This is a genomic window from Lentibacillus salinarum, from assembly GCF_042679865.1.
GTDB classification, from domain to species: Bacteria; Bacillota; Bacilli; order Bacillales; family Amphibacillaceae; genus Lentibacillus; species Lentibacillus salinarum.
This window is the reverse complement of sequence record NZ_JBHTNH010000001.1, coordinates 24,057-47,298: the sequence shown is the minus strand read 5'-3', so window position 1 is coordinate 47,298 and position 23,242 is coordinate 24,057. Positions and strand designations below refer to the sequence as shown.

Annotated in this window: 21 protein-coding genes, 1 pseudogene and 1 riboswitch; of the genes and pseudogenes, 8 read left to right on the top strand and 14 right to left on the bottom strand. The window is 43.7% G+C overall.

Annotated features, from left to right (window positions below):
- The first annotated feature begins 11 nt into the window (after positions 1–11).
- Positions 12–170 (top strand): hypothetical protein, encoded by a 159-nt coding sequence (locus ACFQ4A_RS00260; protein WP_382396792.1) that lies wholly within the window; start codon positions 12–14, stop codon positions 168–170.
- A 383-nt stretch (positions 171–553) separates the two neighbouring features.
- On the opposite strand, the gene ACFQ4A_RS00255 is transcribed toward ACFQ4A_RS00260, so the two are convergent.
- The 6 genes from ACFQ4A_RS00255 to ACFQ4A_RS00230 form a co-directional block, all read right to left on the bottom strand.
- Positions 554–1,300 carry an SDR family NAD(P)-dependent oxidoreductase gene (locus ACFQ4A_RS00255; RefSeq protein WP_382396790.1) on the bottom strand — a complete coding sequence of 249 codons (747 nt, stop codon included), beginning with the start codon at positions 1,298–1,300 and terminating at the stop codon, positions 554–556.
- 551 nt (positions 1,301–1,851) lie between these two features.
- Positions 1,852–2,112: a hypothetical protein gene (locus ACFQ4A_RS00250; protein WP_382396788.1), complete on the bottom strand. Its 261-nt coding sequence runs from the start codon at positions 2,110–2,112 to the stop codon at positions 1,852–1,854.
- A 272-nt stretch (positions 2,113–2,384) separates the two neighbouring features.
- Complete coding sequence (locus ACFQ4A_RS00245; RefSeq protein WP_382396786.1) at positions 2,385–3,188, bottom strand: DUF4097 family beta strand repeat-containing protein; 804 nt, start codon at positions 3,186–3,188, stop codon at positions 2,385–2,387.
- Positions 3,181–3,741, bottom strand: coding sequence for an HAAS signaling domain-containing protein (locus tag ACFQ4A_RS00240; RefSeq protein ID WP_382396784.1), 561 nt, complete (start codon positions 3,739–3,741; stop codon positions 3,181–3,183). The genes ACFQ4A_RS00245 and ACFQ4A_RS00240 overlap by 8 nt, the downstream gene beginning before the upstream one ends.
- Positions 3,734–4,057 (bottom strand): PadR family transcriptional regulator, encoded by a 324-nt coding sequence (locus ACFQ4A_RS00235; RefSeq protein ID WP_382396782.1) that lies wholly within the window; start codon positions 4,055–4,057, stop codon positions 3,734–3,736. Before ACFQ4A_RS00235 ends, ACFQ4A_RS00240 begins: the two co-directional genes overlap by 8 nt.
- Positions 4,058–4,348: 291 nt before the next feature.
- A complete protein-coding gene (locus ACFQ4A_RS00230) occupies positions 4,349–7,474 on the bottom strand; it encodes a S8 family serine peptidase (protein WP_382396780.1) in 3,126 nt (1,041 codons plus the stop codon).
- A gap of 233 nt (positions 7,475–7,707) precedes the next feature.
- On the opposite strand from ACFQ4A_RS00230, the gene ACFQ4A_RS00225 reads away from it, so the two are divergent.
- The 3 genes from ACFQ4A_RS00225 to ACFQ4A_RS00215 all read left to right on the top strand — a co-directional run bounded on the left by ACFQ4A_RS00225 (position 7,708) and on the right by ACFQ4A_RS00215 (position 11,683).
- Positions 7,708–8,133 (top strand): YugN family protein, encoded by a 426-nt coding sequence (locus ACFQ4A_RS00225; protein ID WP_382396778.1) that lies wholly within the window; start codon positions 7,708–7,710, stop codon positions 8,131–8,133.
- A gap of 473 nt (positions 8,134–8,606) precedes the next feature.
- Complete coding sequence (locus tag ACFQ4A_RS00220; RefSeq protein ID WP_382396776.1) at positions 8,607–10,331, top strand: sulfate adenylyltransferase; 1,725 nt, start codon at positions 8,607–8,609, stop codon at positions 10,329–10,331.
- A gap of 140 nt (positions 10,332–10,471) precedes the next feature.
- Positions 10,472–11,683 (top strand): CynX/NimT family MFS transporter, encoded by a 1,212-nt coding sequence (locus ACFQ4A_RS00215; RefSeq protein WP_382396774.1) that lies wholly within the window; start codon positions 10,472–10,474, stop codon positions 11,681–11,683.
- Positions 11,684–12,004: 321 nt separating this feature from the next.
- On the opposite strand, the gene tatA is transcribed toward ACFQ4A_RS00215, so the two are convergent.
- The 4 genes and pseudogenes from tatA to ACFQ4A_RS00195 all read right to left on the bottom strand — a co-directional run.
- On the bottom strand, positions 12,005–12,217 hold the full coding sequence (gene tatA / locus ACFQ4A_RS00210) for a twin-arginine translocase TatA/TatE family subunit (RefSeq protein WP_382396772.1): 213 nt from the start codon (positions 12,215–12,217) through the stop codon (positions 12,005–12,007).
- A gap of 47 nt (positions 12,218–12,264) precedes the next feature.
- Entirely contained in the window at positions 12,265–14,019 is a 1,755-nt protein-coding gene (locus tag ACFQ4A_RS00205) for a GMC family oxidoreductase (RefSeq protein ID WP_382396770.1), read from the bottom strand.
- A 26-nt stretch (positions 14,020–14,045) separates the two neighbouring features.
- The gene (locus ACFQ4A_RS00200) at positions 14,046–14,888 is read right to left on the bottom strand and encodes a gluconate 2-dehydrogenase subunit 3 family protein (protein WP_382396768.1); all 843 of its coding nucleotides are present in this window, start codon (positions 14,886–14,888) and stop codon (positions 14,046–14,048) included.
- A gap of 234 nt (positions 14,889–15,122) precedes the next feature.
- Positions 15,123–15,386 (bottom strand): annotated as a pseudogene (locus ACFQ4A_RS00195) (ABC transporter permease); the annotation flags it as partial.
- Between the two features lie 567 nt (positions 15,387–15,953).
- Here ACFQ4A_RS00195 and ACFQ4A_RS00190 point away from each other — a divergent pair.
- Entirely contained in the window at positions 15,954–16,235 is a 282-nt protein-coding gene (locus ACFQ4A_RS00190) for a 2TM domain-containing protein (protein ID WP_382396766.1), read from the top strand.
- A gap of 247 nt (positions 16,236–16,482) precedes the next feature.
- On the opposite strand, the gene panD is transcribed toward ACFQ4A_RS00190, so the two are convergent.
- From panD to panB, 3 genes are read right to left on the bottom strand one after another with little or no spacing between them, the layout of a single operon-like run.
- A complete protein-coding gene (gene panD, locus ACFQ4A_RS00185) occupies positions 16,483–16,881 on the bottom strand; it encodes an aspartate 1-decarboxylase (RefSeq protein WP_382396764.1) in 399 nt (132 codons plus the stop codon).
- A gap of 11 nt (positions 16,882–16,892) precedes the next feature.
- Positions 16,893–17,765, bottom strand: coding sequence for a pantoate--beta-alanine ligase (gene panC, locus ACFQ4A_RS00180; RefSeq protein ID WP_382396762.1), 873 nt, complete (start codon positions 17,763–17,765; stop codon positions 16,893–16,895).
- A gap of 13 nt (positions 17,766–17,778) precedes the next feature.
- Positions 17,779–18,609, bottom strand: coding sequence for a 3-methyl-2-oxobutanoate hydroxymethyltransferase (gene panB / locus ACFQ4A_RS00175; RefSeq protein ID WP_382396760.1), 831 nt, complete (start codon positions 18,607–18,609; stop codon positions 17,779–17,781).
- Positions 18,610–18,901: 292 nt separating this feature from the next.
- Positions 18,902–19,093, top strand: a riboswitch (cobalamin riboswitch).
- A 126-nt stretch (positions 19,094–19,219) separates the two neighbouring features.
- Here panB and ACFQ4A_RS00170 point away from each other — a divergent pair.
- Entirely contained in the window at positions 19,220–20,206 is a 987-nt protein-coding gene (locus ACFQ4A_RS00170) for an ABC transporter substrate-binding protein (RefSeq protein WP_382396758.1), read from the top strand.
- Entirely contained in the window at positions 20,178–21,221 is a 1,044-nt protein-coding gene (locus tag ACFQ4A_RS00165; protein ID WP_382396756.1) for a FecCD family ABC transporter permease, read from the top strand. Before ACFQ4A_RS00170 ends, ACFQ4A_RS00165 begins: the two co-directional genes overlap by 29 nt.
- Here the strand turns inward: ACFQ4A_RS00165 and ACFQ4A_RS00160 are convergent.
- On the bottom strand, positions 21,198–21,512 hold the full coding sequence (locus ACFQ4A_RS00160; protein ID WP_382396754.1) for a hypothetical protein: 315 nt from the start codon (positions 21,510–21,512) through the stop codon (positions 21,198–21,200). The two genes, ACFQ4A_RS00165 and ACFQ4A_RS00160, sit on opposite strands and share 24 nt — an antisense overlap.
- 33 nt (positions 21,513–21,545) lie before the next feature.
- On the opposite strand from ACFQ4A_RS00160, the gene ACFQ4A_RS00155 reads away from it, so the two are divergent.
- Positions 21,546–23,012 (top strand): adenosylcobinamide amidohydrolase, encoded by a 1,467-nt coding sequence (locus ACFQ4A_RS00155; protein ID WP_382396752.1) that lies wholly within the window; start codon positions 21,546–21,548, stop codon positions 23,010–23,012.
- Positions 23,013–23,242 lie beyond the last annotated feature (230 nt).

Genomic DNA, 23,242 nt, shown 5'->3' with positions numbered 1-23,242 from the left:
GAAATGTTGATATGTCAGTTGAAGCCAATAAAGTATTAGTTCGTCGTTTTTTTGAAACGATTGAACAAGAAAAATATCAAGATCTTAAAGTTTTCTGCCATCCGGACTTTGTATTTTATCCACAGTTAAGAAGCCAGATTTTCTCTTATGATACTTTTACGTATTTCTGAAGAAAAAATATTGAGCAAAGATCTTTTGTAGATGTTCATGACATCATTTGTCAAATAAAGGCTTAATTTAAAAATAAATTTATTTGTAAGGTAAGAGACTCTACATGGGTCTCTTTTTTTATTCTTAATAAACTATCTTGTTGGTACACCACATAATTAAATCCTATTCAGCTCTTCTGCACTTTAGTTTAAGTATACCTTTTCACAATATCCATTTATTTTATCATTACTACCTCTTAAGGACCATCTTCCGCAATACGGCCCTACAATAGTAAATTGGACGCTTTCCTTCAATTCAAGAAAGTGCGCCCAACTGTTATTTTATGTTTACTTTAAAGTTTATAGAGCAATGGGCAGACAAGCAAACGATATGAACTCCTTGCTCAAGGATGACTCAGCTTAGTCATTCTGCCGCCATCCACAGTATATACCTGTCCTGTGATAAATCCAGCCTCATCAGCTGCCAGAAATGCCACGAGCGCTGCCACTTCTTCGGGTGAACCTGTACGGCCCACAGGATGGATGCTTGCGATATCGCGTCGGAAAGCCTCCGCATCAGAGTTGTTTGCAATCATGTCAATGTTTAACTCCGTGTCGATCCAGCCGGGTGCCACTGCGTTACAACGAATGCCTTCATGGCCATGGTCTACTGCCACCGAACGGGTCAGCCCATGAAGACCAGCTTTTGACGCACAATAGGCCGCGTGCTGGGGATTGGCAGCAAGTCCTTCCGTCGATCCAGTATTGACGATACTACCTTTCGTCTGGCGCAGGTAAGGCAAGGCTGCTTGAATCAACAGGAAAGGAGCTGTCAGATTAACGCTGAGATTTCGCTGCCAATCCTCAACACTCATCTCTTCAATCGATGCTTCTTGCATCATGCCGGCATTATTGATCACTACATCGAGCTGGCCTGTCCGAGCGATGACTTCTTTAACGATTCGTTCCGATGAATCCGAATCCGAGAAATCTGCCTCGATCCAGTCAAACTCTTCATCCTTGCCGCGCTGTGCGGTGATTACAGTCGCTCCTTCGTCGCGCAGGCGGCGGGCGATGGCCTGGCCAATCCCCGAACGTCCACCTGTCACCAGTGCCACTTTGTTTTCAAAACGCTTTAATTGCTTTGTCATTTATGTACCCCCTTATTCAATATAATGGCCCGAGAAATGAATACGTTATTCCGCGAAAGCGCCCGTTTCTGTAGCAAGTAAGAAAAACCTATCCTCATGATAGTTGAGAATATGTTAATAATGTTGGCTAGAGTGTTTAAAATATTCAATATAACAAGTTTGTTTATCCTCAGAAAAGGAGTAGTAAATAATGAACCTGTCGACGAGGATTTTATGACTGGCTTTCCACTCTGGTTTATCTGCTCTCGTACTCGTGCCAAGTGTTTGAATCTTATCTTCAATACGTTCTAACAAGCTTAATTTATATTCGATGGTTCACTATGAGTGCGTGTTCAAAAAGGAGGATAAAAAGGACCGAGAAGTTCGAGGCGGTGCCGTTTCGAGCAGCGGAGTGTATGCCTTTAGATACATGAGCAGCGGAAAAACAAGCCAACGAAGAAATTCGACGTGTCATTTTTACCGGACTTTTTGAACAACCTCTATGAGAAAAATGTTTACTTTTAATATTCTTAAATGACTCCTTCGTGTTTTTCGTCCAAATAAATTCCATCTTATATTTGACCGCTCCGAATCATTTCTCGCATTTCTTCAGAACTGAAATAATTTCCTTCTTCAATATCCTTTTTAGACTGTAACAACTTCTGCTTTAATTCTGGATCTTTTTCGACATCTTCTTTTACCGTTGTTTCTAAGTCACTTTTGTTATCAATTGCAACAATTTTATATTGTCGCCCATTAAATTCAAATGACTGATCTTTGTCTTGAATAATATCTTCTAAAATTTTTGCAGCTTGACCATCAACTTTTTTCATACATATCGCCTCCTTACTTCATTTTAACACTTTTATTATCATAACGTTTAATGTTTCTTATTAACCTGCTCATTAGTTCAATAACCTTATTCCACAAACTGGCCGTTAATGGAATATCGTTATGTTATTTTTATCATGAAATCACCCTTTGGACAATGTATATCCGAAGGGGTAAAATTTCGCATCTTTTTTACAAACGTCGCAATTTTATTTTAAATGTACATCAACAATCATTCAGCAGAGAAAAGCACTCTGCTGAATGACGTTTCATTCTACTTCACAACGTTAATATTCCCATTGTTGGTTGTTAATTTGATGAGATTATCCCCATCCCCGGTGACAGTGTCCCAGTTAGAACTTCCAAAAACAGTCGCGTTGCCATTATCCGTTTTTATATCAAAAATTGTATTTGTCGGCTCTTTATCTGTTTCAATTCTGATGTTTCCATTATTGGATTCTAATGTTATGGGGCGATCCAGATTTTTTGTTTTAAGATAAATTTTCCCATTGTTTACTTTCCCGTTAATGTTACCTTCTGTATTTTCAAGGAAGACCTTACCGTTATCTACCTCGGTCGTTATCATCGTTGCAGCGATATTTTTCATTTCTAAATAACCATTATCCACTTCAGCTTCAACATTTTTTATGCTGAACTGTTCTGCCTGAAAACTGCCATTGTCTATGTCAACCTGCAATGATTCGTATGCTTTTTCAGGCAAATATACGTTTAATGTTAAGGATGTTCCAATGAAATCAAAAAACTTGAAAAACTTCCTATCCTCATCCTCTAATTCGATGGATAAAGTACTGCCTTCCACATCAACATTCAATTGCTTTTTTATTCCCTCGGTAATTCTGCCTGATAATGCTACTTTTGCTTTATCGTCATCTGTTGAATTAAGCCTTACTTGTTCATTATCTGCTCGAATTTCAATATCTGTCAGATTGTCATCAATGATGGCCTCTTCCGAAACGGGGACAGAGTTATTAATGGTATTGAATGTGATTAAACTCCCGATCACACCAACTAATAAAAGAACTGATGCAACAATGGATATTTTCTTGATACTACTCACGTTTTAAACCTCCCTTCACAAGTGAAACGTTATATTTTAAATAGCGTACAAATTGTTTTATCAATACTTTTGTTGCGAACAACATACCAATTGCAATAAATAGTCCAATACCGCAAAGCATGAGTGAAAAGAATAAATCAAACCATTTGAAAACTGCCGGGTATATTATTGCATTTAATAGAACCATTAATGGAGAAACAATAAACGCACCCCCGGAGATCCATCCTGCCACTATCAAGGCTAGTAGCGCAACAAATGGTCCAAGCACGATGACAAAATTAAAAAACCCTAACCCGATAACAGCCCAGACGGCACGGAAAATATTGCCCGTCGTTGCTGTGTCCTCCACTTTTTCGATTTGGGACGTTGCAACCAGCTCTTTTGCAATCTGTTTAGGTGACCCTAGTGAGTCAGAAATTTGCTCTTCCGTTTTGCCATCTGCTAAGCCAATGGAAAAATGCTCCTTGAAATCGTGTATAATATCGTCACGTTCCTCTGGAGAAAGCTTTTTCAATCCATTCTCCAGGCTCTTCAGAAATTGTTCTTTATTCATCGTAGACACCTTCCTTTACGATTTGATTAACACCATCTGAAAACTTCTTCCACTCATCGTTAAGGGCTTTGAGGTAATCTCTGCCTTTATCAGTGAGCCGATAATATTTTCGGGAAGGCCCTTCTTTTGACTCTTGTAAATAGGTTGTTAAGTACGTCTCTTTTTTCAGTCTCCTTAACAGTGGATATACGGAGCCTTCAGAAATGACAATCTGATCCGAGATTTTTTGAACGACCTCATAGCCATAACGATCTTGCTTATTCAGCAATGCAAGGACACATAGTTCTAAAGCGCCTTTTTTAAACTGTATGTTCATTAGGATGTACACCTCAATTTCACTACTGTGTAATAAACAGTACTGTAATATAAAAGTACCTTGCAAAATTAATGTATCACATACTACTGTTTATGGCAAGGTACTGTATAAATTATTTTTTGATAATGTAAAAAAGAACGTTTAACCGCGGGATCATGTACCAATGCTTTATTTTGATCACGTGCGGAATACGATTGAGTGNGATTGAGTGGGGGGGGGGGCAATTACCATATCAAACTGAGAAAAAACCGGTGCCCCATGATGTGGGACACCGGTTATGTGTGTTGTCATCTAGTTATTTGGTCCTTTGCCATTGTCGTTATTGCTGTTGTTACCTTTGCCATTATTTCCGTTGTTGCCATTGCCCTTATTACCCTCGAATTTTCCTTTCGCTTTGCCTTGTGGCCCCATGACAACATCTTCGGTTACATTACCAGCGTTGTCGACAGCCTTAACGGTGACAACTTGACTTGGGTGGATGCCGGTCAGGTCAAGTTCGGTTTCATCCGTCATGACGATAGGATCCTGCTTGTCAACCTGAACCTCCCATTCGGCAATGCCGTTTGCGTCAGCCACTGCGAGAGCAACCTCACGATCACCGCGGTTAATATCGGCTTCTACTTCCGGACCGGCCGCATCAACCGTAATTGGCAGTTTTATAGATTGCGGCTCTGCATTGGCAAAGTCGATGGTTGCCTCCGCTTGTAAGAAATATTGGCCGTCCGGAGTAGGCTTGCCATCAATGGTGCCATCCCATGTCCGTTCCGGGTCCAGGGAATAAGCCGGTGCCAAACCACCATCATAGTAATTTTTCCGGACATAGCTTTCTTCTGTCAGTGTGTCGACTTGATTGCCGTCAGCGTCCAACACATTAAACGTGACGTCTTTAGCATTTCTCAGGAACGAGACAACCAGCAAAGCCTCATCCAGCTCGCCATCTCCATTAGGTGAAATAATGGCATCTTCATCCAGGAATGCAAAGTCTTCATCATCAATTGGGGTCGCAATGCCGGTCATACCATAATAGGACGACTCATCTGCTGTATCAAAGATTGGGGCATCATCCCACTCACCTTTGAAACCAGCATATGGAACAGTCAGCGTTGGGTTGACATCGTTTGGATCGGTCAATGTCACAAACCCTTCCAACCAGTAACCATTGGTAAATATGGCATTCAGACTGGCATCCATATTACTGACATCAATCGTTACTGCAAATGATGTTTTACCATTTGCTGGAATTTTAATTTGATTATCGACTGCCGCAGCCCCGTCCAGTTCAGTTGCCGGGAACTGATTTGGTACAGTCACCAGTACGTCGCCACCATCGACAGGTGAATCTGTCTGGGCGTTGGCTTCAACATCATATGTTAGCGCTTCATCCGTAAAGTTTTCGGCGGTCAATTCGAAACGGACGACACTGTCGGTCACTTCTTTCAAAGCCACTTTAGCTTCGCCGGTTTCCGATGCTGTGACGATCGCTGGTGTTGACAGGGCGGCATGCAGCTGCATCATACCGGCACCTTGGCGTCTTGGCGATACCGGTGCCCCTTCAAAATCAACGCTTTTACCAGTGTTCATCATGATATTCCTGGCCAGTTTGACACGATTTGCGTCTTCGTAGCCGAATTCCTGGTCAACCCGTTCCAGCACTAACGCACTACCACCCGAAATGTGCGGTGCCGCCATTGATGTACCGCTCTTGATGCCGTACTCGCCATTATTCAGAGTGGAATAAATTTGCCCGCCTGGTGCCGTGATCTCCGGCTTGAAATCGAGGTTTGGTGTTAACCCCCAAGAGGAGAAAGCGCTCATTTGGCCGGCTTCTGGGTTCGCAATGGCTGTTGATTCACCATGGAAAGATATGCTGACATCTTGTCCATCGGCCACTGCCTTAGCAAGGACATCCCCATCTGACTTTGACAAGGCCAGTTGCGGAATGGCAACTTCTGGATCGGATGCCATGTTGATCATGCCATCTTCATTATTATAAACAAAGACCCCGGCCGCCCCGGCACTTTGCGCGTTCAATGCTTTCGTTACAAAGTCCAGCTCACCGCGCTGTACAAGGGCATACTTTCCTTCAACATCTTTCCCGGCATAATCTTCCGGGTAGCCAAGTCCCGCATCGACTAAGTCAAAAGCACTGCCATCAGTCGGCGGATCAGTTTCACTGGCTGACAGAAACCCGGCCGTCTGTTTTTCGCCATTAATCGTGTATTCCAGAGCATCAACGGTCATGAGGTCATTTTCAAACGATGCCACTTGCAGGGAATCATCGGCTGTGCCCGGTGAGCCGTTCACACCGTAATCCGGATTGGTAGCGTACGGATAAAAATACCCTTCGCCAAACTTGTTGGAATTACCCGAAGAAATGGACATTAAGACGCCGTTATCAACAGCTCTGGTAACGGCTTGTTGTTCCGGTGATTCATCATTAACAAAACCTGCGGGAGATCCCAAACTCATATTCAACACATCGGCGTTCAGTTTAATCGCATCGTCAATCGCTTTTATGTAAACGTCGCCATATGTTGATTGAAACGCGGGATCATTACCGAACACTTTTAAATTCAATAGTTGAGCTTCCGGTGCGACACCTAAGATACCCTCGTTATCTTCATCACCGTTCGCACCAACTGAACCGGCTACGTGCGTGCCATGCGAAGAGGCTCCAGGAAAATCATCGGTATATTCATGGTTTTCATCCATGTAGTTATAGCCATATGGCACTTTTTCTGTGTAATAGCGCCCCGGCAGCTCTTCATCTTCAATCGTTTCATTGACATGATCTTCTGTTAATGCCACATCCGTATCATCTGACAGCACCATGTCCTGGTGTTCATGGTCAATTCCTGTATCGATAACCCCGACAACCATACCTTCCCCTTTGAAACCATAGTCTCGCCATGCATGCTGTGCTTCAACGAGCTCTTTACTGCTCACCATGTCAGGTTCAGCAATCGGCCGTTCATATTCATTGGCCACATAAACGTCTTTGACATCAGGAATTTCCTTGATCGTTTCGAAGTCTTCATAGTTTACCTCGACACTGAATCCGTTCACGACAGCGTCAAATTCCTGTAATGCTTTTGAATTCACATTTTTGCCTTTCATCGCGTTTTTAACAGCTTTTTTCTGTTTCTTCGCTTTATTTAGGTATTGTTTCTTTTCAGCAACACTTAGCTTGCCAAACTTAACACCTTTTTTCGTTGCTTTTTCAATAGGCGCATCCCCGTCAATTTCAACGATCGCACGCACCTCATCATCCGGATCGATGGTGGGCTCCAGATTTTCCGTTGACAGTTTTTCTTTCTGTAGGTTTTTTTGCGGTGCTATTAAATCAGTTGACGCAAAAGCAACCTGAGCAAATGTCATTAACAATAAAATAAGTAATATGGCTGCACGTTTCAGCATATGCGTCCCCCTCCCAGTTTGATTTATGAAAAAATAAGTTCTCGCACTCCCTTCCTACAATTCTATTAAAATATTATGACAACTGTCACTTATGATAGATAGTTACAAAAATTGACACAAGGGTGAAAAGTATTAGGTCTAACGAACCAATTCATGGGAAGTATTTTAGGGGGTATTGTCTTCCATTTTTGGTTAAAACTAAAAAATACATTCTGGTTGAGGAGTGAAGCTTAATGTTAAAACTGGAAACAACTATTGAAGGGAAAAGAGCCTATTTCGGTGATGTGTACAAAATGTTCCGGTCTAATGGTTACGCCCTTTGCGGGAATTGGGAGTATGACCGTGGGAAATTTGATATGGTGCTATGCCGGGAAGGCGGTGAGACGATATATGTCAGAGTTCCGTTCAACGTCATTGAAGGGGAGCTGGACAAAGCAAGTGCCTATCTGGAATTCCGGACACCGTATGTCATCAAACATGTCGTCAATACCGGTTTGGACTGGGATGAAAATTCATTGCTGACAACGACAGGTTTCAATCAATTCCAAGAGCCTTTGGACAGAGATGGAAATATTACTGATAAAAGCAGGTGGGAAGCGGCTGGTGAGCAGGAGGTCGAGAGGGTTGTCACTTCGATGGATAAATTGAAAATATCGTAACAAACGGTTCTATCTTAGTGTGTTATTTGAATCCTTCTTCGGTTGGTTCGGAGTTGGATTCTTTTCTTTTTGGCTGCGTAAATCCGATATGTCATTACTTAATGTAACAAAACCAACCAATGTTGGAACAAGTGATACGATAGCCGACAGAAGCCCGATTTTATCCACTGTTGTCTGTACTGAATACCTTTACAAACGGTTCGGACTTCGTTATCATAAAAATATACATAATTGACAGACTTTATCTATTTTTCATACATCAACATTAGCGTTCTTAGGTAATTAGCACCTTGATAACTATTAATATGGATGTAAGCGTTTTCCAACTGGGTGGCTTAATGGGTGAAATGAGGCAGCATATTCATTGTTATAGTCATGTCAAATTTTCCATATATATGAACAAAGGAACAAGGACAACGGAATAACAGATTCCCGGTCCCGTTCAATAATAAGGGGAATGAGGAGGAAGGCAAATGGATAAAGATTCAATTGTATTGGATGAGGAAACATTAGCAAGTTACCCACAACAGCCGCATGGTGGGAAGTTAGTCAATCGTGTTCTTACGGGAAAAGAGCGAGATGAAGCAATGGAAAAAGCGAAGCAGCTGCCAACCATTATGATAGATTTGGAAGCTGTCATTACACTTGAGATGATAGCCACTGGTGTACTGTCTCCAAATGAAGGGTTTATGGTAGAAGATGATTACAAGTCGGTTCTTACAAATGGCCGATTAACAAATGGCGTTGTTTGGCCGGTTCCATTGAGTTTTGCCCCCATTGGTGATCGGAATGAGCAGATCATTCAAACTTTATCCGTTGGCGATGACGTAGCACTTGCAGATGAAACAAAAGAACCAGTTGCCATTCTTAAATTAGCTGATATCTTTCATTATGACCGGGATTTTCGTGCTTCCCACTTGTTTGGTACCACTGACCGCAATCATCCTGGCGTGGATTCGATTTACCGGCGAATGGGCGATACGGCACTGGGCGGTCCGATTCAATTGCTGCGCCGAGTACACTGGGGACCATTTGAAAACATCCGAATGGAGCCGAAAGACACATGGAAGCTATTTTATCAGGATAAGAAATTTAATTCGGTAGGCGGATTTATAACAGGGGCTAATCCTATGCACCGCGGACATGAGTATATTCATCGGAATGCGTTGGAAGAGTTGGATGGTTTGTTTGTCCAACCGCTGGTAGAGATGGCCAAACGTGAATACACAAGGCATGAGTTTCGGATGTTATCTTATCGCAGTGTTCTGGATAATTATTATCCAAAAGAAAGAACGGTGCTCGCGCCATTAAGGGTGACGTACATTTTTGCCGGACCGCGGGAAGCTGTGCTGCATGCGATTATTATGAAAAACTACGGATGTACCCATGCGTTAATCGGCAGGGATCATGCAGGCATTGGTGATTTTTATGATAAATATGCAGCTCATACCATTTTTGATGAATTTACATCTGATGAATTGGGAATTGATATACGATTGTTCCATGAAGTGTTTTATTGCACCCGATGTGATCATCCGGCAACAGACCAGACATGTCCACATGATGAGCGGTATCGGATTAATATATCGGGTACGGGGATTCGGGAATTGCTGCGCTACGGTGTTCTGCCGCCAAAAGAAATTGTCCGGCCGGAATCAGCCCGTATTGCGATGCAAGGTATTCAACCAAAAGGTGTCGATGAAAACAACCAGGCCGTTTCACCAGTCGGTAAGACAATCAAAAGTATCTTCCCATATTATTTAAATCGATCCAGGCTAGGCGGGCCGGAACGAAATAAGCCGCTTGTGGCAGAAGAATTAACGATTGAGGATTTGGAGACAGCCATCATGGATGTGCGTTCCAATGCTGACCGCGTTTATAAAGAAATCTCTGATGAATTCAGTTATGTTTCGGATACACTGCGCTCAACTCAAGCAGGTTGGATAGCTGACGCACGTGAATCCCTTCACAAGCAACAAGAGATGGTTGTTGACTATTTAGAGGAAAAAGTGAACAAGGCACCAGACAAAGCATCCGATGAATTTATGTACCAGGATAAAGGAGAAGCGGAGCATGAACTAAAAGTAGCGCAAAGAATGTTCGACGACATCCCATCGGCACTGCGAGCTGAAGAACTGCAATATAGAACATGGAACCCGTTACCATATCAACGTTATCGAGGAAGTGATGAGTCGTAATAGACGGAAAAGGGGATAGCGGAATGCTATCTCCTTGTTTTTGTTTTTTACGGCAAGCTCTGGCGGACAAGTTAAAATTTCGTTTTGATATAATACTTAGACTTAGTTAAACAGGTTGATAAATATCGGGGGAAATGATTTTGGCACAAGATACACTAGCAAAGAAAAAACATAATAACATAACGCGCTGGGGTTTGTTGATTGGGATCCTGCTAATCGCCGCTAATTTGCGGGCACCTTTAACCTCAGTGGGATCTGTGCTTCCTTATATCCGTGATGATCTAGGTATCAGCAACACCGTAGCCGGGAGCCTGACAACCTTACCTTTGCTGGCTTTTGCCGTGGTATCTCCGTTTGCATCCGTCGTTGCCAATCGCGTCAGCATGGAAAGGACGATTTTTTATTCGTTCATTATATTAACCATCGGGCTAGTGGTTCGTACGTTATTCGGCACAACGTTATTGCTTGCTGGTACGGTCGTTGTGGGGGTGGCAATCGCATTTGGAAATGTGTTATTGCCGGCTTTAATAAAAATGAAATTTCCGTTAAAAATTGGGTTGCTCACAGGCCTTTATGCGGTTTTTATGAATATTTTCGGCGCTTTGGCATCGGGGCTAAGTTTACCACTGTCACGGATTTCCGGATGGGGATGGGAAGGAGCATTGGCCTCCTGGGCGGTATTGTCGATTGTCGCGTTAGTCGTTTGGGTTCCGCAGCTTAAGAAAAACGCAGACCCACTGAAACGTGCAGAATCGAAACAAACTGCAAAAAATAATATATGGAAATCTCCTTTGGCGTGGAATATAACTGTGTATATGGGGACGCAATCAATGGTCTTTTTCACAATGATTTCATGGCTGCCGGATATCCTGAAAAATAGCGGGTATACGTCCGATGCGGCAGGCTGGATGCTTTCTCTGATGCAATTGGCCTTCATCCCATTTACATTTGTTACCCCGGTTATCGCAGAAAAAATGGCGGATCAGAAGTGGTTAACCGCTATTACCGGCATATTGGTTATTGTCGGTGCAGGCGGGCTTTTAACCGGGAATGCTATTATGATTACCATAGCTGTGATATGTATCGGCGGTGCCTGTGGTGCGGCGTTCAGTTTATCGATGATGTTTTTCAGCTTGCGGTCAAATGATGGACAGGAAGCATCTAAAGTGTCCGGGATGGCTCAGTCGTTTGGCTATTTAATCGCAGCGGTTGGGCCAATATTATTAGGTTTTATACATGATGTGACAGCCAATTGGATTCTCCCGATGACAATAGTGGGAATGATCGGTGTTATTTTGATTGTAACAGGAATGAAATCAGGAGAAGACAGGAAGATAGTGAGTGCATTTTAATGATGGGGGGAAATTGCTTAAGGCGCCAATTCTATGAGATTTATCAAATGGTGGTGACGAATCGAATGTAAAGGGAGGAGCCATTCATCTCCAAGTCTTTAACCGTACAGGTGAGTTAAAGTAGAACATCTAATAGAAAACGGTAACTAAATAGACGGTTTGAAGAAAAAGGACTGGTCCCTGGATTTATTTTCGGAAACAGTCTTTTTTGGCAGATAGGAAAGCATGAAATTCTCCTATCTGCATAAGTGCAACTAAAGCTTTTCGCTGCAAAAGTATGGCGATAAGTTAAGTCTTCTAACGTGCTGCGTGCTGTGCGAGCTACTGCCTGTCTCTCTTATCTGTTTTTTCGTCCTGATTGTTTTTGGTACTGCTGTCGTCATCTGAAATCAGTTCTCCAGCTGATTGTTTGAACTCCCGGAGTGTCTGTCCGGATGCTTTGCCGATTTCCGGTAGTTTTTTCGGGCCAAAAATGATCAGTGCAAGAATGACAATCAGAATCAGACCGGGGATACCGATGCTAGCTATTCCCATGGGGGTCACCTCTTTTAAACTGATTCGTTACGTGTCTGCATTCCTTCTTATGCATGGTTTTTAGCACGTTTTCGTTCGACGAGTCCGCCGCCATTTTTAAGGTACTTCTCCATTCCTTCAGCGGCACGATAGGCGAAGGCACCAATCGTTTCCGTCGGGTTGTAATTGCTGAAATGCGGGAAGGATGATGAACCGACGACGAATAAATTTTCCATATCCCACATTTGCGAATACGTATTGACAGCGGATATGTCCGGATCGTCACCCATGATGACCCCTCCGCCATTATGGGAGTTTGTGTAAGAGTTATTGAATGCCACATCGTCTGGTAACGCATCATCGTCGACAATGTCAGCACCCATTTTTTCCATAATTTCGGTACACGTTTTGATGGCATACTGACCCAATTTGCGGTCCTGGTCGGTATACTCATATGTCACACGAATGAGCGGATTTCCTTGAAAATCCGTGTAGTTCGGATCAAGGTCCAAATAATTATGCGCCCTCGGCAATGCTGCCGCCTGCGCATCCACGAATAAATTCCGGTTCGTGTAGTACAACGATTTTTCCTTGAATTCTTTTCCCCAATTTGGGGTACCTTTTGGGACATAGTTGTACTCGATCGGTCTGTTACCCATCACCCGAATATGCGGTTCGAACCCGTGCAGGAAGTCAAGGTCGCTGTGATCTATGTTATCGCCACTAAAGTCAGATAATGTTGAAGCCAACGCTCCGGCTCCGGCAAAGTTGTTGAACTTCTTGCTATCAAAAAATCCTCTGGCACCGAGGTAAGTCACATTGTTGAAATGCCCGGTAAAATTTTTGCCGATGATGCCTTTGCCTGTTTTCGGATCATATGGCTCTCCGATATCGGAAAGCAGCAGTAAACGGGTGTTGGTAAAGACAAACCCGGCCAGCACGACGATGTCCGCCGGCTGTTCATATTCCTGTCCTGTCTTGGTATCGACGTAGCGCACACCGGTTGCCTTATTGCCGTCATGAATGACCTGAGTTGCATAAGCCTGATTCCGGAGTTCATAGTTTCCTGTCTTTCTTGCAGTTGCCAATACCGTGATAATCGGGTCCGATTTTGCACCAAAGTCACACCCATATGTTTCGCAAAATGCACAGTACATGCAGGCATTAATCGTTTCCCCGTCCGGATTGGTGTATTGTTCGGTAACGTTGGCTGACGGGATCTGGTATGGGTGGTAGCCAAGTTCCTTTGCAGCCTTTTTAAACAGTTTGGTGGACGGTGTATCCTTCATGGGCGGATTTGGGTATGGGTTGGAACGCTCTGGCCCGAGCGGATCTTCTTCACCGGAGATACCGGCCATTTTTTCATACTTGTCGTAGTACTTTTCCATTTCGTCATAGGTGACACCCCAGTCCTGAATGGTCATGTCTTCAGGAATTTTGTCTTTGCCGTAGCGCTCTACTGTTTTCGAGTAAATTTCAAAATCGTATGGAAGCCACCGGAAGTTATGTCCGTTCCAATGCACACCTGCCCCTCCAGTGTTGGTTCCAAGGTAGGCATTTTCATTGGAGCGGACGGGCAGGGCGGTCTTATCCGAGCTATTTCTGGATGTAATGGTTTCCTTAGTCAAATCCTGCATCATTTCGTATCTCAGGGAATACCGCAGTTCGTCCTTGGTGCCTATGTAGTCTTCGTGTTTTTTGTCCTCGCCGCGTTCAAGCCCGATAACTTTATAATTCTTTTTAGCAAGTTCAGCGGCCACGATTCCGCCGGCCCAACCTGAACCAACCACAACTGCATCAACTTTGTCCATTTTTATTGCCATGGTAGTCCTCCTTCGAAACCAGGATGTTAGCCCTGATAATCATTCAAACTGATCGGGTCCATTTTGACGAATTCTTCTTTTTCAATCATGTTGGCATAGGAAGCCTGTGGACCAGGAAATTCCTTCATTCTCCATCCCGCCATATTTTTATTACCGCCGTACAGCGGATCGGAATAGGCGCCTTCCAATGTCGTCTGGCGGAGAAGGACGAAGAAGTTTTCGGCAGCGACACCGTTCAGCTTCACATTACCGTTTTCAAATTCCTCTAAAATAGCGATTTGCTTGTCCTCATCAAGTTTGTCAAACGTTTGATTGTGGCGGTTTCGGCTGATATCGTTCATCTTGCGCAGGCCTGTAAGGAAAATGTCACCTCTGGTCAGCCGGGACTGGTGGCGCTGCAGGTCAGTCTCCGGTTGGCGTTTTAGAAAAGGCGGGTTTGTTGGCTGCTCTTCTGTTTCTTTTCCTTCCATGCTTTCAACCCGGTTGAATTGAATGAAAGGCCCCTGTCTGTAGTCTTTACCATTGACGCCCCAGCTGCTGGCCAATTGCTTGTCTATAAAGTAAGGAACACCGAGCCCGATGGCACCGGGACCATTATCGTCTTCCGGAAAAATCCGCTCCGTGGCCGCCTGAAGCACGTTAAAGTCATCACGGCTGAAAAACATCCGCGCATCCTGCAGTTCAGAACTCGTTTCTTTTTTATCAGTCTGTGTTTCCGGGTCCTGCTGGAATTGGTTCGTCAGTAGCCCGCCAAGCAATGACCCGCCGACAACACCACCGGCAAGCATGCCCGTATTCTTAATAAACCGGCGCCGGCTCAGCCCGTCTTCCTCCTGCTTTTTCTTATCATCAGAACGATCATCCGTCATCACAATACCCTCCTTCACGTTGATATCCTTTCCTGTGTTTCCAAAAATATGCACGGGACATGGGGACGGGATTATACATAACGATTATGGTGGCATTCTGATTGCAATCAAATGTTTCGAGCAAGTTTCGCTAACGGATGGGAAGGAAGCTTTTTGGCCAGCATTTAATCAAGACGTTGCATCAAGGCAGAAAAGAAAGCGGTCAGACAACATGAATGCTCGCCTGCTCATTTTTTAGATCGATTTCTGATATTTACGAAATGCCATTGTTGCCAGCCATACGGAAATAATTACGAAAATCAATAGATAAGCTGAATGTAAAAGAATTAATCCCCAATCCATATGATCGGTGATTGTTTCCTGCCCTGCTTTACCTGCCCAATTAACTGAATTGAAGCGCGCTGTATGACGAATCCAATCTGGAACAAGATCAAGGGGCATAAATAATCCGGATATGAACATAAGCGGCATGGTAGCGAAACTTACAATTGACATTAATCCTTGTTCATTTTTTTACCAGTAAAGCGATGGCTGTGGATAACCCTCCAAAGCCAACAAGAAATGTAATGTAGGAGTCGGCGCTAAAACGGGGGATATTCATAACGCTATGTCAGTATAAAAGATAACGTAACGTGATGTTCAAGCGTATTTTGAATATTTTTTCATAAATGGCTTGTTTTGTGATAAGTCACGCACGGTAGATTTCGGTGTGAAAGCCCATGTATTTTTTTTGAAGGGACGTGATTTGTAAACCTTTACTATATTCAGATTATTTATCTGACTTTTTGAAACAAATTTTCCCAATAATTCGTACAACTAAATAAGAACTGCGAAGGGACGATTGTATAGTGGAATCAACGATTTATTTCTCTGATAACTTTTTCTGTGCTGGTGTAACTGAAATATCTAATGGAAGGGAAAAGACGATTGGGTCACTAGCCTAAAGATTGGGGGTTGCCAGGAACAGTTTCAGGAATGGGTTAAAGTCGCCTGTGCAAAAGTTGCCGAAAGAAAAACACGAAATTCTGGAAAAAATGTTGAAATTTATAGAAGGGCGTTGTAAAAATGGAAGAGGATCACAGATATCGAAAAGCGAAAGAAAAGGTAGAACGACTCAAAGCATTTTACATTCATGTAACTGTTTATATATTAGTCAGTATTCTACTCTTGATAATCAATATGATAACGTTTGATGGCTATTGGTGGTTTCTATATCCGCTAGGAGGTTGGGGAATAGGTGTGATAATTCACGGTTTAACAACATTTGCAGATGGTATTTTAGGTCGGGATTGGGAAGAGAAAAAGATAAAAAAGTACTTGGAAAAGGATAGAGATAATAAACATTAAACGACTTTCATGAAAAGTATTAGTATATAAAAAATATCTTAATCAACTCAGCCTCATAAAGGATAGTATTTTTATAACACAAGTGGGCACAAATCTTGAATAAAAATTACGTCCTTTTCCAGTTAATCGGGGCAAGTTATGTAATAGCAGAAGGGTTATTCTTAAGATAAATAGTAGTTATAAATCCCTCTTTCCACACCAGGTTTCCGATTACCGCTTTTTAAAAACAGTCTGATTCATAAACAAATCAGACTGTTTTCTCCTCTGCAATTGTTAAGGGCGACTCCTGCTCCAATAATTCTGTTACCTCATTTTTGTTATTCATAATGGCAATAAGTGGCTTATGGGATGCTAACGCTTCACTTGAAACGAATGCATAGGAAACGATAATAATGACATCGTCTTTTTGTACGAGCCTTGCTGCCGCTCCATTCAAACAAACAACACCCGATCCTCTTTTGCCGGGGATGACATACGTTTCTAGGCGGGCACCGTTATTGTTATTGACAATTTGTACCTTTTCATGTGGCAAGATATCGACTTGATCCAGAATATCCTGGTCAATTGTAACACTACCGACATAATTTAAATTTGCTTCCGTTACACGCGCACGATGAATCTTACTTTTCATCATAGTACGAAACATACCATTGCCTCCTAGCTATACCGAGTGATGATTTCTCCGCTTTTGTCGAGAAGCAGATTGTCTATTAATCTGGCTCTTTCAAAGTAAACAGCAGCAGCAAGGATGATCCGCTGATTAATCGATGACACAGGTTCTAATGCCGGATAACTTAGTAATTCAACATAATCAATGTTTCCCGATATGTGATGGTTCATTGTTTCTGTGACGTCATGAATAATCTTATCCGGGTTTTGTTCACCGCGGCGAATGAGCTGTCGTCCATGTTGTAATCCTTTATATAGCCAAACGGCCTCACCTCGCTCTTGTTCAGTCAGGTTCACATTACGACTGCTTTTCGCCAGTCCATCCGTTTCTCTGACCGTTGGCAATCCAACTAATTCGATCGGAAAATTCAAATCATCGATTAATGCGTCCACCACCGCTGTTTGTTGGGCATCTTTCAAACCGAAATACACTTTATCCGGACTGATAATATGAAATAGTTTCGTTAATACTGTCAGGACGCCATCAAAATGTCCGGGACGCGAACGACCGCACAAAACATCGGTCCGTCCTTTTATCCCCAGTTGAATCAGCATTGGATTTGGATACATATCAGCAACGGTTGGAATGAATAATACATCAACGCCTGCCTTTTCAGCCTGAAGTACATCAGCTTGCTCATCTCTTGGGTAATTTTCATAATCTTCATTTGGGCCAAACTGTAATGGATTAATAAAAATACTCGCTGCGACGACATCATTTTCTTTTTTCGCTTCCCGCATCAGGTTTAGATGGCCTTCATGAAGAAACCCCATTGTAGGAACGAAACCAATCTGTTTGTTTTGAGTACGGTAATCTCTCATTAATTGTTTCATGTCTTGAATCGAACGTATAACTTTCACTTTATTTCTCTCCTTATTCACGTTCAGGTAAGGCATCTTTATTTTTCATAAAGAAAGAATGGTCATCAGAAGGAAAGTTTTCTTGCTTCACATCTGAAATGTAAGCTTCTAGCGCTTCTGTACCGCTATCATTAAAATCGGTATACGGTTTCACAAATTTTGGCAGACGGTCAACGCCGTATTTCAGGATATCGTGATAGACTAGGACCTGTCCATCACAATTGACACCCGCACCAATTCCGATCGTTGGAATATTGATAGAATTTGTTACCATCTTAGCCAGTTCTGTCGGAACACACTCTAAAACGAGTGCAGCAGCGCCATGGTCCGCCACTTTCTTAGCATCATCCAGAAGTTTTTTCGCAGTGGTTTTATCTTTCCCCTGAACTTTGAATCCGCCGAGCACATTAACCGACTGAGGTGTTAATCCTAAATGCGCAATAACCGGTATCCCCGCTTCTGTTAAACGCTCTATGAAAATAAGTATGTCCCCGGATGCACCTTCGACTTTCAAGCTTTGGGCATTCGTTTCCTGAAAAATCTTTTTCGCATTTCTTAGTGATTCTTCCAGTGAAATGTGATAGGACATAAATGGCATGTCAACAGCTATGAATGTATTCGGTGCGCCGCGTTTGACTGCCTTTCCGTGGTGGATCATGTCTTCAATCTTTACCTCAACGGTTGACTCATAACCGAGTACAACCATCCCTAATGAGTCACCAACGAGGATCATATCTATTCCGGCTTGTTCCGCCTGCTTGGCAGACGGGTAATCATATGCCGTGACCATGGTAATCTTTTCATGATTTTCTTTCATATTTTTTAAATCTAAAATACGAAGCATGATAACACCCTTTCTTTTTTAATAGAATTCTCGCCGTTCGAGTATATTGATATTATTATACAGGATAAGAGACAAAAATGTACATACAATTTCAAAATCAGCAAGGGTCTAAAAACTGCTGTTAAGCTTAAAAATAGGAATTGATGAAAAACTGTGGAGGGCCGCTCATCACCAGATGAACGCCTTTTTCTCCGTGAAGCAGCCATGCTCGGTCGCTCATAGAGAGGGAATAGGTTACATAGAAACGTGACAGATTTTGTAACTTTATGTATAATCGGAATCAGCGAATAACTAAATCGTTTTGGGTACAGGTGATTTCAATGTGTGAAATCTTAATAGGGAAGTTGGTGAAAGTCCAACGCGGTCCCGCCACTGTATTTGCGAGCGAGCTGTCATGACCACTGTACATAAGTATGTATGGGAAGGGAAGATGCAGCAAGTGATGACCATGAGCCAGGAGACCTGCCTGCTGCCTTTCGTGCACCAATGCCTACGAGGAATAGGAAGGTGTAAAGGGACAGGTTTATCTTGACTGCTCTTTTACATAGCCATCTTCATTTCTCGTGAAGATGTTTTTTTATTTGCGCAAAATACATGAGGGGGTATCGAAGTGAAAAAGTTTTTATCGTTTTTTCTATTAGTGATGCTGACGTTTGGTCTTTTGATTGGTTGCAGTTCTGAAAGTCCCGATTCTGAAAATGGGGCTGAGAGCACAGATGAGAACACGGAGCAAACAGCGACGGAGGAATCAGCTTTTCCGCTGACGGTAACCGATGCGCTTGATCATGACATGACCATTGATGAGAAACCGGAGCGGATCGTCTCCTTAATTCCGAGCAATACCGAAATTGCTTTTGCACTAGGATTGGAAGATGAAATCGTCGGTGTTTCTGATCATGATAATTATCCGCAAGAGGTAGAGGAAAAAGAAAAGGTAGGCGGTATGGAACTGAATGTGGAAGTGATTATCAGTTTGGAACCGGACCTTGTGCTGGCACATGCTTCCGGTGCACATAACTCTGAAGAAGCATTACAACAGATTCGCGATGCCGGCATCAATGTGTTTGTGGTTCACGATGCACAGCAAATTGATGAGACGTATGAATCGATTGAACAGATCGGACAAATGACGGGTACAGAAGAAGCGGCAGAAGAAATTGTCGGCAATATGAAAGAGGAATTTGCGTCACTGCATGAAAAGACAGCGGCTATCAGTGATGATGAACGTCAGTCTGTCTTTTTTGAAGTAGCACCTGCACCGGAAATTTTCACGGCAGGTCAAAACACATTTTTTGATGATCTCCTGCAGATCGTCAATGCAGATAATGCAGCACAAGAGCTGGACGGCTGGGTTCAGATCGATCCCGAAGCTATTGTGGAATTAAACCCGGATGTCATGATAACGACGTATGGCGATTATGAAGATGATCCAGTCGAACAAGTCTTGAATCGTGATGGTTGGGGTGACGTGAACGCGGTAGCGAATGAGGAGGTTTTTGATGTTCATTCCGACCTTGTAAGCCGTCCGGGGCCCCGTTTAGTGGAAGGTGCAAAGGAGATCGCTGAAGTTGTCTATCCGGAACTTTTTGACGAATAATCATCTATTTGCATATGTGCTGGCATTTGCCTTCTTACTTGTATCGATGCTGACGGCCATATCCGTTGGCAGCGTATCTGTTCCTGTTTCAGATATCGTCAAAATTATTGGTGCACATGTTTTTCGCTTACCGATAGCTGATCAGGTCGATCCAATGTACATGAATATTGTTTCGCAAATTCGATTGCCGAGAGTGCTCCTTGCCGGTTTGGTTGGGGCCTCTCTGGCGATTGCAGGAGCGGCATTCCAGGGTCTGCTTCGAAATCCATTGGCAGATCCGTATATTTTAGGTGTCTCATCCGGTGCTTCCGTGGGCGCAGTTGCGACGTTGTTTTTTAGCATTTCGATTCCTTTTCTCGGACTTTATACGTTGCCGGTTTTAAGTATAGCGACTGCTTTAGCAACCATTTTACTTGTGCTGTTTTTCGCCAGAAGAGTGGACCGAACGATGCGGGTGGAGACGATTATTTTAACAGGCATTATATTCAGTTCATTTCTGGGCTCCTTTATATCCTTAATTATTGCGTTGACGGATGACCAACTACAGCAAATTATGGGATGGCTGCTTGGCAGTGTATCTGCAAGGGGATGGAGCCATATCGGTATTATTGTGCCGTTTTTCATCCTGGGATCTTTGCTGCTTTTAATGAACACCAGCGAGTTAAATGCGATGTCATTTGGGGAAGAACGGGCACAGCATCTTGGTGTTGATGTCGAAAAACGGAAATTGGCGGTCCTTGTTGCCGGATCGATCCTAACTGGCGCGGCAGTGGCTGTTTCCGGAGCAATCGGTTTTGTCGGATTGGTGATCCCTCATTTAACAAGGCGCCTATGGGGACCGGATCATGTTCATATGCTTCCTCTGTCAACCCTAACCGGTGCCGGCTTTTTAATGCTGACGGATCTTATATCCCGAACGATTATATCCCCAACGATCCTACCGATTGGGGTGATCACAGCATTAATTGGGGCACCGGTATTCGCAGTTATTTTAATGAAACAACGTAAAGGATGAACGAGCGAGAACATCGAAAACTCGAGCGAGAACATCGAAAACTCGAGCGAGAACATCCGCGATATCGCGCGGCACCCGGTCGAATTCGTGCGACACCCCCGCGAGTTCGCGCAGCACCCGGCCGAATTCGCGCGTCATCCCCGCGAATTCGCGCGGCACCGCCGGAAAATAGCGCGACATCCTCACAATAACGCGCAGCACCACCAGGAATTCGCGCGTCATCCCCGCGATATCGCGCGGCACCCGGCCGAATTCGCGCAGCATCACCGGAAAATCGCGCGACACTATCAAAAAGTCGCGCATAATATGGAGAGGAGGGGTGTCATGTTGAACCTGGAGCATGTGTCAGGAGGCTATGACGGGCAGCCGGTCATTCAAGATATTAGTTTTTCCGTTTCGCCAGGTGAATTTTTTGGCATATTAGGCCCCAATGGGAGTGGTAAAACAACACTGCTGAAAATGATCAGTGGTTTAATCCCTTGCACGTCCGGTTCTATTCAGTTGAATAACCGAAATATAACCCTTTTTTCCCGGAAAGCATTAGCGAAGAAAATGGCTGTTCTTCCCCAACTTACGGGACATGCGTTTTCATATACGGTTAGAGAGACGGTGACGCTTGGAAGGTATGCGCATCGTCAGGGTTTTTTCCAAACGTGGACAGCCGAGGATGAACGGGTGCTTCAGACTGTCATGGAGCAGACGAATATGACGGGATTTCAGCATGAGGCAGTGCAGGAACTGTCAGGCGGGGAGCAGCAGCGGGTCTTCCTGGCCCAGGCATTAGCGCAGCAGCCCGATTTGCTGCTTCTTGATGAGCCGACCAACCATCTGGATTTGGCTTATCAAAAGGATTTGCTTGACCTGTTGAAAAAAGGAGCGGAACAAGAAGGGTTAACCGTTGTTTCTATTTTTCATGATTTGAATCTTGCCAGTCTGTACTGTGACCGATTGCTGTTGCTGCACGAGGGCCGGGAGCGGGTGATCCATACACCTGATGGCGTGCTGACAGAGGGCTTGATCAAAGAAGTATACAAGACGAACGTGACCAAGCATCCACACCCGGCAGTCGCCAAACCGCAAATGCACTTGTTGCCTGATGCGGCTCAAACGTCAGCAGAAGTCATGATCGGTCCATCGATGTTAACCATTAAACAGGAGCATATTACCCTAACTTCACCAATCACACTAAGAACATTATCTTCCGGGGTGTGTGGTGCTGGCATCGGCTGGAACACCGAATTTGTCAATCGCCATGTGCCAGCTGGCTATGATTGTTCGAATCCTGAAGGGGAGATGCAGGATTATCTTGAAAAGAACGGATTCGATACGTCACGTACAGTCGGGATGATGACAGCAGTTGAGCTAGCACATGTTGCTTACAGCCGTTGGAAACATGAACACTTTTCCATCTTCACCGTTGTAACAGCCGGGGTTGGAAATGCAACAGACAGTGCACGATCAGTCGGGGCAGCGCATCCCATGACTCAGGGAACGATCAATATATGGTTGTTTGTCAATGGACACTTAACTGAAGAAGCGTTTATTCAGGTGATTATGACGGCGACAGAGGCAAAAGCGCAAGCATTAAGAGAGTTGGACATCAGGGATAAGCATACGGATACAATCGCAACCGGCACCTCAACTGACAGTGTTCTGGTGGCTGCCACGCAACAAGGTGAAATGTTACCTTATGCAGGGACAGCAACAGCGCTCGGTCAATTGATTGGAAAAAGTGTCTATGCCGAAACAAAAAAAGCCATCCAGCGTTATCCCGCATATAACGGACAGTAACCCGCCAAATTATGGCGACTAACTGTCCGTAAATGTCGATTCTGTTCGGGCCAACACGATGTTGGTCACAAAGGTGTTGTCACAAGGCGTGGCGCTTTTAGCCTTTGTTCCTTAATGTCAGTGAAGAAAAGCACTTCACTGAATGAAGTTTCACTTTTCCCCGCATGTAACGGTCAGTAAATCCCCGAAAAACGGGGCTTAACTGACCATAAATGCCTGATAAGTTTCAC